11 protein-coding genes and 1 pseudogene are annotated in these 12,737 nt (G+C 38.0%); 3 read left to right on the top strand and 9 right to left on the bottom strand.

The window, feature by feature from the left end; all coding sequences use genetic code 11:
• The first annotated feature begins 666 nt into the window (after positions 1-666).
• The 3 genes from IGI44_RS21020 to IGI44_RS21010 all read left to right on the top strand — a co-directional run bounded on the left by IGI44_RS21020 (position 667) and on the right by IGI44_RS21010 (position 2,097).
• Complete coding sequence (locus IGI44_RS21020; RefSeq protein WP_438789865.1) at positions 667-804, top strand: hypothetical protein; 138 nt, start codon at positions 667-669, stop codon at positions 802-804.
• A 215-nt stretch (positions 805-1,019) separates the two neighbouring features.
• Complete coding sequence (locus IGI44_RS21015; protein ID WP_438789864.1) at positions 1,020-1,412, top strand: hypothetical protein; 393 nt, start codon at positions 1,020-1,022, stop codon at positions 1,410-1,412.
• A 34-nt stretch (positions 1,413-1,446) separates the two neighbouring features.
• A complete protein-coding gene (locus tag IGI44_RS21010; RefSeq protein WP_438789863.1) occupies positions 1,447-2,097 on the top strand; it encodes a DUF2922 family protein in 651 nt (216 codons plus the stop codon).
• A 349-nt stretch (positions 2,098-2,446) separates the two neighbouring features.
• Here the strand turns inward: IGI44_RS21010 and IGI44_RS21005 are convergent.
• The 9 genes and pseudogenes from IGI44_RS21005 to IGI44_RS20965 form a co-directional block, all read right to left on the bottom strand.
• Positions 2,447-2,637 (bottom strand): annotated as a pseudogene (locus tag IGI44_RS21005) (transposase); the annotation flags it as partial.
• Between the two features lie 227 nt (positions 2,638-2,864).
• Complete coding sequence (locus IGI44_RS21000) at positions 2,865-3,026, bottom strand: DUF960 family protein (RefSeq protein ID WP_438789862.1); 162 nt, start codon at positions 3,024-3,026, stop codon at positions 2,865-2,867.
• A gap of 181 nt (positions 3,027-3,207) precedes the next feature.
• Complete coding sequence (locus IGI44_RS20995; RefSeq protein WP_438789861.1) at positions 3,208-3,366, bottom strand: hypothetical protein; 159 nt, start codon at positions 3,364-3,366, stop codon at positions 3,208-3,210.
• A 238-nt stretch (positions 3,367-3,604) separates the two neighbouring features.
• Positions 3,605-4,378, bottom strand: a complete 774-nt coding sequence (locus tag IGI44_RS20990; RefSeq protein WP_438789860.1) for an HAD family hydrolase — start codon at positions 4,376-4,378, stop codon at positions 3,605-3,607.
• An 11-nt stretch (positions 4,379-4,389) separates the two neighbouring features.
• A complete protein-coding gene (locus IGI44_RS20985) occupies positions 4,390-6,252 on the bottom strand; it encodes a glucose PTS transporter subunit IIA (protein ID WP_438789859.1) in 1,863 nt (620 codons plus the stop codon).
• 252 nt (positions 6,253-6,504) lie between these two features.
• Positions 6,505-8,949, bottom strand: a complete 2,445-nt coding sequence (locus tag IGI44_RS20980) for a GH39 family glycosyl hydrolase (protein ID WP_438789858.1) — start codon at positions 8,947-8,949, stop codon at positions 6,505-6,507.
• 126 nt (positions 8,950-9,075) lie between these two features.
• Positions 9,076-10,431 carry an MFS transporter gene (locus tag IGI44_RS20975; protein WP_438789857.1) on the bottom strand — a complete coding sequence of 452 codons (1,356 nt, stop codon included), beginning with the start codon at positions 10,429-10,431 and terminating at the stop codon, positions 9,076-9,078.
• 18 nt (positions 10,432-10,449) lie between these two features.
• The gene (locus tag IGI44_RS20970; RefSeq protein WP_438789856.1) at positions 10,450-11,544 is read right to left on the bottom strand and encodes a Gfo/Idh/MocA family protein; all 1,095 of its coding nucleotides are present in this window, start codon (positions 11,542-11,544) and stop codon (positions 10,450-10,452) included.
• 59 nt (positions 11,545-11,603) lie between these two features.
• Entirely contained in the window at positions 11,604-12,716 is a 1,113-nt protein-coding gene (locus IGI44_RS20965) for a Gfo/Idh/MocA family protein (protein WP_438789855.1), read from the bottom strand.
• Between the last annotated feature and the right edge of the window lie 21 nt (positions 12,717-12,737).

The following is a 12,737-nucleotide window of genomic DNA, read 5'->3' as shown; positions in this document are numbered from 1 at the left end:
CTATTGTTAGTAATAGTGCGTGGTCGTTTTTAGCTAGATCAGTAAATGCGATCGTTTGCTAATGAATTTTTATGTAACTGCTAACTCAACATTTGTCAGTTGCCCATTCAGTTACCTACATACTGTTAGTTCAATAAACTCATCAGAAGTCCTTACAGAGGAGAAAATCAGATTTCAATCACCTCAGAGATTGTCGCAAAAAAATATTTCGAATCTAATAGTCCATGTTTTCCCGCATCTGATAGAGAAACGTTTTCCATTTTAATTATTAAGAAAGCATTAAGTCAAACAAGGTTTTTCGCTTTTTTTAAAAGAAGTTTTACTACCCAAAATACTGTCAGTTCAACATTCTACTCCACTGAATAAAATATAAAATTTGTCAAAGTGGGCAAAATTGCATTTGCATTTGAAATTTGTATGTTTTTTGAGGTGATTTTTAGACAAATCCTCTTCTTAAGTGATACCTCGCAAAAAAAGGACAGAAATCCGTGCAATTTTGACCCCAAAATGTAATTTTGCCGGTTTTGACCAAGTTTGTGTTTCACCTTTATCGTTAAGTAACCGGCCGGAACAAAGCTACAACATACGGAGAAATGAAAAATAATTCAAAAAAATTGCAACAAAGTACAAGTATAAATCGATGCAGGAGAAGACAAGCAAAGAAAGGTGAACTTCCAAAACGTCATCGATGAACCAGCCGAAGAAGCTGTGCTAGAACTGGGAGCCATCATGACAGAACTTTCACCAGAGAACAACTACCTAGAAGGCGTGATCCTAACCAGCCAATCTCGGTACATCAAATAAGGAAGGATGAATTTGAGAAGTTGCAGTAGACGTACCGCCTTCTCTATTAATGAGGATGTCAGTTCTACTCTTTGCAGGACTCTTAGTCAGAAAAATAATTAATTTTACCAGCTAGTTTATCGTTCCAGCAATTTAGTTGAATGGTAAACAGCATTTGAATCGAACGATTTTTTCATAAAAAGAAAATTTTAAAACGAATTAGGAGGATACGATCCATGAATAAAACACTTTTGACGCACCAGCAAATTTTTTCACTAAAACCTGAGACACTTGAAGCACGAATCATGACCTTTTACCAAGAAACCCAAAACAGCAGCTTAACTATCAAGTACCTTGTCGCCCTACGCGTCCGCTTTAAGCTTGGTGCACAGGAGTTTGCTCACATTTTAGAGGACCTTGTCCGCTATCTCTTCATGAATACGAAAGCGACACGTACCATGAAACGCTTTTTCTATTATTTTAAAGATTACTTTGACGCCCCTGAGTGGAAAAGACTGACCTTGCGAGTCTTTCCGTTGAGAAACTTCGGTGAAAAAGTCGTCTCCGTTGCCCGTTCCCTGATGTCATTTGTCCGCCCTGATAACACAACAGAACCTGATAAGCCTTAAGTAATCCAGAAAAACTTGAAAGGAGAAAAAAGAAATGATTGATGAAACAACTGATTTAGTCGTGAAGTTTGCGAAAAGCAATGGCAAAAACCATAACTGGCGCTACAAAGAAGTCAATACCAGCCTGCCCGTAGAAGAAATCAAAGAAGCCTGCGAATTACTTACGACCCTTGATATTTTTGAACAAGACGGCGTGAAATTTTTTGATTCCGTCCTCTCAGCCAAATTTGTGACCACAACCGAAGTCACTCTATTCACGAACGCATCGGAGGAGCTTCCTGAAGCCCCTGAAACGGAGCAATCTTCCGCTCTTTTTCCTATGCCAGTTTCTGAAACAGGGTCTAAAGCACTTCCTAAAACACCTACGAAAATTCCTGAGGATCGCTCGCCACGAATGGCGATTTCTTTAGAAGAAAAAGAAGCGTTTAATGAAAAAAATCACTTCCCATTACCAGCAAATACTTTACCGATTGATGCTGTAAATTTAAAAGAAAAGTCTGTCCCTAACCCGATTGAACCTACTGTACTTACTGAGCGTCCGCAACCAACACACATTGTACAATCACAACCAGCAACAAAGTCTAAGAAAGCACGCAAAGGTCTGATCAACCGTCTGCTTTCAAGGAAAACGCGAGAGAATGTGGATACAGAGATTCGCTCCCACGAACCTGATGATAGCGGCTAAATTCTGCCCTTGTCTTTTTTTTGAGGAGGTTTAGTTCTAGGGTTAATCACTTTGGCAAAAAAAGCCTTACCTTTGTATTGGTCGTAAGGCTTGGTTTGCGTGCTTCTGTTGAACCATTTCAGTTAAAAGGAAACGAACTTTATGAATTTTTATTACTACACTCAGGACACACGATCAGTGTTCTTTTATAATGTTTATCCTTAGCTTGATGGTGATACAGTTGGAAAACGAATCTTCGTTTTTCAACTTCAGTAAATTTAGTCGTTTGTTCCTAAACCGCAGGAAGTCCTCCAGTATCATTTTCTCGTTTACTTATACTATCTCGAATTCGATCATCTGATTTTTGTTCTCATGTATATTTTTCAGTTGTTTTCTGATTCAGGCCGACTGTGCTCACGTAATAGCCCCTTGACCAGAAAATATTTATAGACTAAGTTTCTCTGCTGCTCATGGATAAACGTCGCACTTCTTACTTTCAAGTAGCCCATGACCTGCGAGATACTTATGTGATACTTTTACCAACATGTGAATATGATCTGGCTTTTAAAGTTAATTAATCCCTACTTTTACATGTTTGATGGACAATTTTAAAAAATTATATCCCTATTTATGATACGGCTCCCCGTATAACAAATACGTCTAGCTTTCAGTTTTACTATATAATAAACATATTGGTAGTATTCAGGATTTGGAACGTATGTTTCATTTTCAAAACTATAAATAAATGGCAATTATTCTTGTTGTTGGACAATCACAAAAATACCTATTCAGTCGTTTCGATTGAACTCAAAGATTTGTAGATAATCTAACTGAATCTCTGCTTCCTTTGCCTTTTCATCAGTCAACTGAAAACAATGTCGCTGTATTTCCTTTGGTACTAGTTCATTTACTCCCCTCGTGACATAGCGATTTTCTTGTGTATCGAACATTACTTGTTCCCCCTTTTGAGTACAAAAAATAACCCAATCATCAAGTTAAGATGATTAGGCTTCATAGTAATAATATATATTTGCAAATAAAGATTAATCGACAAAAATTACAATACATAATTTTCTGATGATCCGTAATTCCAATAGTTTATACAGAATAAAGAGTTTAGTATTAAAATAGCTAATAGATAAATTTCTGAATCAAGAAACCTTCTTTGTAAATTTTGCTGGACTTTATCTTATTATAATTGGTTGCAAAGCACAGTGCTTCACGACAAGTTTTAAAATTTTTTTCTTCTTTTGTTTTATCTCTATTAATACAAATTACTAGATACTTCACTTTCTTCCTCCTATTAAAAAGTGACAAAACTACAGTATTTCTTTCGATACGCTTAACATTGCTATAGTTTAATCATAAGGCATACCTCATTCGAAGGCTGTCTGTATATTGCCCATTTTTTCGATACATTTTGCTCAGTTTTTTTTTAAATTCAGACTAAGGTAAAATTAAAGACAAGATATAGTAATTACATTACGACACAAAAAAGGTGGAAAAATTAGCATTCTCCACCCTCACTTTATAATAGCTTGAACTTTTCTAACGCATACACGATACCATCATCATCATTCGTTTTGGTCACAAAATCAGCGATTGCTTTTACAGAATCATTAGCATTGCCCATAGCTATCCCCGTTCCAGCCGCTGTTAACATCTCAATATCATTTGTTTCATCACCAAAGGCAATAATGTTCTCAGTTTTTATTCCTAAGTTTTGTGCAATAGTCAGCATTGTGACTGCCTTCGACCCTTGATTAGGGACGATATCAACGAATGAAGGATGCCAACGAACAAAACGAAAATCTGAAAATTCTCTCTGTATTCTTTCATCAAGCTGCGGGGCATAAAATGCCAGTCCCTGATAGATATCATTTTTCAAGTGGAAATCTGGTAAATAGTCAGGGATTTCTCCACCGATAGAGCGCATTGCTTGTTCCATTTGAGAAACTTGAAACGAGGATATCCGACAAAAATGATCTAGTCCAGTTAATGCAATATCAATCTTTTGTTTCCTAAAATGGGTAAGTAGAGTCTTTAATTTATTTTTTTCTAGTGTTCTCTTAAACACCTGTCTATCGTTAAGAAAAGCAGCAGAACCATTGCAAACAATATAATCTTTTATAGCTAACTCATCTAAAATATCTTTGATGAGAAAACGACTTCGTCCTGTTGCCAACATTACCGTGTGTTTTCTTTGTAAGTAATCCAATGCTAGCACCGTGCTTTGAAGTAACTGATTTTTACTTGTTAGCAGAGTTCCATCAAGATCAAAAACGAATAACTTTTTCCCCATGTCTCTCCCTCTTAACTCTCTGTCTCAAAAATCGAATCATCGAATCCTAAAACCCAGGTTGCCACAAAGGTCACTACAATCGTGATTCCAATCGTGCACAAAGCTAATATAAAGTTCGTATTTGACCCATCAGGATTCATAAAGATTGGTAATGTAAAAAATGATGGTGGCGCAAATGAAAAGATTTTAACATTGGCGATGGCACAAAAAATACCGTTTGCGATGCAACCAATAAAGGTCGCATAAAAAGGTTTTTTCAGCTTCACACTGATTCCATAAAGAGTTGGCTCTGTAATGCCGCTTAAAAATGCCGTAATCGCACAGCTAGCCGCAAGCTGTTTTAGATTACGTTTCTTCGTCTTGAACATCACCGCTAATGCCACCGCGAATTGTGAGAAGTTCATTCCAATAAAAGCAATCAGCAGCATATTGTCATAGCCTAAGTTCTCAAAGTTTGTCAAAATAATTATCGGAGTCAAGGCGATGTGCATCCCTGTCATGACTAAAAGTGGAGCAAAAGAAGCTACTAATAGAATTGCTAACCAGCTTGCATGGCTATAGATCAAAGTTAGAATACTTCCGATTCCTTCACCCAATAAGAATCCTGCCGGACCAGTAATACACAAGGCGATCGGTAACATAACCACCACGATTGCAAAAGGTTTAAAAACATATTTGGCCGCATCCGGAACATATTTGTCAGCTAGTTTTTCGACGTATGACAGAACCCACACGCTTAAAATGATCGGCAATAAACTAGAAGAGTAGTCCACAGCTGTCACAGGCAAGTGAAATAAATCAACAGTTCCACCTTTTTGAGCGAAGCCTAGAATATTCGGATGTAAAAACAGTCCTCCTAAAAATAGCGCATAGATCGTATTGCATTTAAACCTCTTCGATGCGGTATAAGCCAACATCATTGGTAAGAAATAGAAAACGACATTGGCGGCGCTATTTAAAATTACATAGGTCGAGCTTTCCTGATCCATACCTAATCGAGTCATAATGACCAGAATTGCAGAAATAAATCCGCTAGCCATAATCAATGGAACTGCTGGGCTTAAAATATCGGATAATACGTTCAAAATCCGATTTGGAACCGATCCTTTTTCTTTCATTTCCTCTGTCGAACTTTCTATATTGTAGAGCTTTTGAATATTGTCATAGACTTGATTAACGGTATTGCCGATGACGATCTGCAATCCACCCATGGATTTAACGATACCTAGTACACCAGGAATTTTTTCCAGCTTTTCTTCGTCTGCAGCTGCTTCATCCTTTAAGTTAATCCTCAATCTGGTGGCGCAATGCCCCAGTGAAGTGATATTGTCTTTACCTCCCAATGTACGAATGATGGCATGTTCTAAAGCATATTCTTTTGAGTTCATTTCCTTTTTTTCCATTGGTATCTCGGCTTTCTCAATATCCAATAGAAGTGTCTCACGATCTCCCTGTTCCAATTCGTTAACCTCGATTATCTTATAATCTGGCGTATTTAGGATCACTAGTGGAATAATGGGATCATATCCTCGCTCCTTTATTTTCTCTAAATCAAAACGCATGATTAGATCCCCTGTTTTTACACGGTCATTTTCTGAAACTAGCGGCTCCAAAAGTTCTCCATTCAGATTAACTGTATCAATCCCTACATGAATCAATACCTCACAACCCTGATCACTCTTCAACGTAATCGCATGTTTCGTCGGAAATACGCTGACGACAACCCCATCAAAAGGAGCATAAATTTCTCCTAGATTTGGTCTCATTGCTGCTCCTTTTCCCATCATCTCCTCTGAAAAGATCGGATCTTTCACTTCGCTTAATGGAACAATCTCTCCTTGTGTAATCCCATGAATTTGCTCTTTTTCACTCATCTCAATCTAGGTCCTTTCTTTTTCAAGTAATCCGCATACATATTGGTCCTTCAACGTTTTCTTAATGATAATAATAGCGTTTGTCCTTAGCTAACTCCGCCGAAGTTATGGGCAAAATAGTAAGGGAATTAGGCTGATTTCTTTCTTAGAAAAGGCCTCGTGTTTGAAAAGGCAAAAAAATGACTGTCAGATTTTGTCCAATAAAAGACCTGAAATATCCCTAGACGAATCAAAGATATTTCAGGTTATGGATTATTCCATTGTTACATGCAAATAACGGATTTCATGAGGCTTTAAATGAATCGAAAATTGTAGACGATTATTCTCAACTTTTACTTTTGTGTTTAACAGCCGTGGAGTACTGATGCGATGCAAATAGTCCTGTTCATTCATACTCAACTCTTTTAAGTCAAAGCGACTCCATTCATCTTGAACACTACCATGTGCACGGTTTACCACACGTGATTTTATGATATAACCGCCATTTTCGACACCGTTAATATCGATATTCAATGTTAAGGCTTCATTGTCTTCAAAGAAATTGGACAAATTTTCTAGTTGAATTTTACTCTCATCTGTCAGGTAGTAATTAAAATTTAATTTACGATAGTTGTGACAAGCAAGGCGAAAAGAACCTCTCGTATTTCCTGTAACAATGCAATGTTTTTCTTTATAATAGATATCTTCATATAGCGAATTTAGAAATTCAAGTGCATAAAAGGCCGGTTTCGCTACTCCTGTCTTCGTAAGTAAACCACAGCCTCCAAAAAGAAATTCTTGAGAATCCTGAAGATCCGCATAGATATCTGTGCCTAGCCAATGTCCAAACAACTCGGCGCCACCGATTGTTGAGATCATATTTTGAATCAAATAACTCCCCTTCGCACAATGGTCATTGACTGGATTTCGATTAGAGAGTGTCAGACTATACTCTGAAACATGGATCGGCGTCTCTGGAAATGCACTTTGTGCTAATGCTTCTTTGACGATCTCTAAATTATGTTTGATAAAGAAAATGTCCGTTGATTTTTTTTCGTAGTAATTATCTGATTCCTTTTCTAATTGATAAGGATAACAAGTGATCGTCAAGAAATTAGGTTTCTCATCGTATTCCTGCCATAATGACAATAAATCGCGAAAGCCCTTATTTCCATAATGCTGCACTGGAAATCCGCCACCGCCAATTTTAATATCCGGTAAAATTTTTCTCATGGTTCTAGCGATTCTGTCAAAGGTTGAAAAATAATTGCGATGCACTTCTTCCGTTTGAGGCGAATAATTATAGCGTAAATCTAGAAAAGCTATATCTTCTTTTTTCCAGTATTCAAAATACCATTTTTGTACCTCTTCTGAACCATAGCGTTTAATAAAGTGCCGAAGCAATTCTCTGAAAAAGCGCTGCATTTCTTCTGGTGAATCGAAATCTTCATTTCTCGGAATCTCCACTAATGCATCTTGCGTATTTTTCAATAGCCGAATCGGTTTGAACCCCAGTTCGATATAAGGTTTCAGCTGATTCTTGACGAGAAAATCTATCGCCGTATCCAGCTTGCTAAAGTTTAAATTTTCCTTTGCCGCATGAATATCTAGATAAAGATTGGGGTCATAGATGTCCCAAAAACGTATATATTCCGCCCCAAGCTTATTTTTTAAGTAAATGATTTGTTCCTGAAAGTCTGATTTAGTTAAATCAATCGCTGTCCCAGCATTGATTAGCTTACTGTAGTAGCTGGTCTGCTTATAAGCTTTTTGATGATCTAAAATAAATGAGATGCTTCGATCATGGCTTTCTTCCTCTTGATCATTGGTTATCTGATTTTCATTTAGATAACTATTAAGTTTCTCACGCAGTTCTTCTTCATCTTGAGTGTGCTGTTCTTTTTTTTCTTTTGTTACGGCATTTTTCCGAAACAAGGAGGGCGTCATATCGTAGGCTTCTTTAAATACTTTATTGTACGCAGCAACACTCGCAAATCCGTTATCCATAGCGATTTTCATAATAGACGCGTCCGTATAGAGCAAATCTGTCATTGAATGTGTCAGTCGCACCGAATTGACCAGATCTGTAAAACTAACGTTGCATTTCTTCTTGATGTATTTTGAAAGATAGGCCGTTGAAAGGAAGAAATGATCAGCTAATTCCTGCAACGTAATGCTTTTCTGATAATTCGTTCGAATGAATTGGAAAATCTCTTCCATTCGACTATCATTTTTCTTCTCCGATTGATATCGAACATTTTCTGAGGTCAACAGAAAGTTCTTAGAAATCACATGAAGTAGCTGATAATACAAACTCATTCTATAGATTTGATTTTTCTGATTTGTCACAATCTGCTGATTAAGAATCTGATCTATGATTTTTCTCATCTCATCATAAGATTCGTTTTTTTCTAACGTGGAATTACACCAAAACAGAATCATGTCTTTAGTTAATAATTCTTTCACCTTGCTGTATGAAATAACAAAACGAGCGAGAAAAAGATCATCAGATCCTATGTAACGATGCTTGCGGTTATAATTAACAATGATCAAATCTTTTTGCTTCAACTGATACTCTTCACCCTCGACTGTCAGTGATAATTCACCATTTAACACATATAATAACTCGAAATTTTCATGATAATGAATTTTTGTTTCTGTTTGAGTTGTAAATTCAACATCCATTAATACATCTGAAGAGAGGTAATCTTTTTCCATCTTTTCCCTCCTAACTCTTGTTCATTCATTATAGCAAACCGGTTTCATTTCGTTAACCAGAGTATAAAAGGCTTGATTAGAGAAAGAAGCAGTTGATAATAATTTTACCAACTGCTTCTTTTTAGATTAACCTTTTACTACATCTACTTTATCAATTTCAGCTTCCTTTGATTTGGTAATCAAGTTGATCGCCACGAAAGAAGCGGCAGCAATCAATCCAGTAGCACCAAAAGTAATAAACCACGTACTGATTGATGCATTGGCAGATAACAACAACCCGCCCAATGTCGGTCCAAAGATTCCGCCTAAACGCCCTACGCTATTCACCAAGCCGACCGCTGAAGTACGCAACTCCTCTGGATAGTGTTGCGAAACAAAAGCATTAACTAGGCTATGTGCCGAGAATAGAAAGAAACCAATTAAGAAAACAAATAGATACAAAATGATGATATTGGTTTTTACACCCATCAGCATTAATACAACTGCTCCAATTCCATAAATTGCTGGTAAGAGGACCTTAAAGCCTTTGCGATCAGCTACTGCGCCCCATACAACCGTACCTGCGATCGTTCCTACATTCAAGAAGATCGAGAATGCTAAACTAGAGCCTAATGAGAAGCCATTTTGAACCATCACTCCCGGCAACCAGACAATCACTCCGTTAATGAAAAGCAGCCCCATAATATAGATGATGCAAGCCAGTAATGTTACGAGAATGAAACGACTGTTAAATAGTGCGAAATACGATACTTTTTTCTCTGGTTGTATCCCTTCAGCACTCATTGTTTTCAACTGTTCAAGATCAATCTTCTTCGTATAATCCTGATCAATTCTTTCTAATACTTTTTTCAGCTTTTCTGTTTCTTGGTGTTTTACTAAGTATTGGGCCGATTCTGGCACAAGTTTAATAATGAAAATTAGGAACAAAATAGGAACGAAAGCCATCCACAACACCGGACGCCAACCCAAACGCGGCAGTATTACAATCGCTAATAGAGAAGCAATGATCGAACCAATTTGATTTCCACATAGAGCAATTGCTACTGATTTACTTTTGCTGCTCTTTGGGGCATATTCCGACAGCAATGATATTACTAACGGAATCACCCCGCCAAAACCAACACCTGCTAAAAATCGGAAAATTGCGAATAATACCGGTGTATTTACTACGGATTGTCCAAAGGTAAAGACACAGAATATCAAGACTGAACCGATCAAGACCTTTTTTACACCTAAACGATTGCTGACGATACTTAAGATTACTGCACCAAACATCGAGCCAAATTCAGATAGACTGCCCATATATCCTAATACTGTCGCATTCAAGTTCCACTCAGAAGTGATGGAAGTGATAATAGAGCCATAAGCTGTTGCACCATACCCGGTAAAAGCAATCAGAAAAACACCTAAAGCAACCAAAGTGACATGGAATTTTCCGAGTTTACTATTATCAATAAAGTTACTTACTACATTTTCTTGCATGTTTATTCCCCCTTAAAACTAGACCTTTGCTTCCACAGATGACTCAAATGCCACACTTGAGAACGTTTCTGCAGACTTCCAGCAAGCTTCCATGACTTCCAATACTTTACGAACTTCTTGCGGTTTAACTAATAGTTCTACTTTGCCATTCAGAGCAGCAAAGTAATTTTCAAAGAATTCAATATGCTCTGTCTCAACTTTTGGAATATCCTCGGTGACGATCAACCCTGGTTCCGGTACTCCGAATGAACGCGTAGGCCCGTAAGATTTCGCTGATTTGTCTTGATCCTCATTCACGTTTTCTAATAGCTTTGTTGTGCGAACAATCTTGCCCTCTGGATCAAATTTATTGGCATACATACTTCCCGTATTGCCGCCCATATACCAATGACGTTCAAACCATTCTTTTTGATCAGATAAATAATACGTACCTAATTCAATCTCAGCGGTCACACCATTTTCAAAGCGTAGCAAAATATTAAAGTAATCATCGACTTCTTTATTGATTACATTGCGAATATCGGCAAACACTGCCTTTAACGGACTTTCCATCATGTACAAAATCTGATCAATCAAGTGAACACCCCAATCATAAAGCATCCCTCCGCCTTCCGCTTTGTAAACGTGCCAATCGTGCATATTACCGTTATAGCCATACAACGAGCTTTTGATCGTATAGACATCGCCCAAAGATCCTTCTTCGTAGCATTTCTTTACAGTTTGGAAATCCTTATCAAAACGACGTTGCTGATGAACCGTTAAGGTAACGCCTGCTTGATCAACGGCCTCCATCATTTCGTCAAATTCCGCCACACTCATAGCAGCAGGCTTCTCACAAATAATATTCATTCCTGCCCGTGCGGCTTTGATGACTAATTCTTTGTGCTGGTTATTGTTTGCCGAGATGATCACACCGTTAATATCTGACTCTTCCAAAAGCTGGTCAATTGTTCTATAGATCTCGATTTCTGGATAAATCTCACGTACTTCTTCTAATCGTTGTGGATTTGTGTCACAAACTGCTACACAATCTACATTATCTATACTTTTTAACGTCGCTACATGTCGGCGACCAATAAAACCGTACCCGACTACTGCATATCTGTATTTCATGATAATTCCGCCCTTTCTTTTTCAAAAAAGACGGTCAATCCCTGACCGCCTTATTCAGCTTATTCCATCGCTAATTTGATTGTCTGGTTCCCGTCCGAAGCTTGATAGATCGCATCTAAGATTTGCGTAACTTTGAAAGCTTCACTTGGCTTCACACACGGCTCGCCATCTGTCAAAATCGCATCAATCCATTGCTTCGCTTCCACCACACCAGCTGGTTCATTAACACCTTCAAAATAGTCCACTAAGGCTTCACCAGATAAAGTTTCTTCACTCATTTTTCCATGACGTGTATGATTAAACCAGAGCTCCGCATTTTCATAGCTGCCACCATATTTGATTTCGGCACCTTCTAAAGTCCCACAAAGCGTCGTTGCTGCTTCTCTGGCATCCATATAGTTCAATGCCCACGATGCTCGCAGGTTAATCAACGCACCATTTTTGAATTTGATAAAGCCCATCGCTGAGTCTTCTACTTCAAAGGTTTCAGTATCCCAAGCGCCATAGGTATTGCCTTCCGCCGCTGACGGTAAGTTACCTAATTTATAGAATACTTGACCGCTAACGCTATCCACTTCGTAGTTATCCATACACCACAATGTGATATCTAAGGCGTGCGTGCCAATGTCAATCAAGGGACCGCCACCTTGTTTGGATTTGTCTGGGAAGACGCCCCAAGTAGGTACAGCTTTACGGCGAATTGCATTCGCTTCTCCGTAGTAAATATCTCCTAAATCTCCAGCTTGACAGGCCTTTTTCAAGACTTGCACATCGTGACGGAAACGATTTTGGTAACCGACAGTAAATTTCTTGTCGCTCTTTTTCCAAGCTTCCATCATTTTACGCGCATCTTCTGTGGTCGCTGCCATTGGTTTTTCACATAACACATGCTTATCAGCAGCGAAGGCTGCTACTGTGATCTCACAATGAGAAACATTTGGTGTACAAACATGGATGATATCAATACTTGGGTCCTTCAATAATTCGTTATAGTCTGTGTAGATTTTGACATCCTTCAGATTATGACGCTCGGCAGTTGCTAACGCCTTTTCTTCTTCGATATCGCATAATGCCACGACTTCTGCTTTATCTGCTACTTTTTCTAAGGATGGAAGGTGTTTGTTGTTACAAATACCTCCTGTTCCGATAATACCGATTTTTAGTTTTTCCATTTTTCTCTTCCTCTCTGCTAC

It is taken from the genome of Enterococcus sp. DIV0756, from assembly GCF_051710745.1.
In the GTDB taxonomy this organism is placed as follows: Bacteria; Bacillota; Bacilli; order Lactobacillales; family Enterococcaceae; genus Enterococcus_A.
Note: the sequence above shows the minus strand (reverse complement) of the source record. Positions and strands in the feature narration are given on the sequence as shown.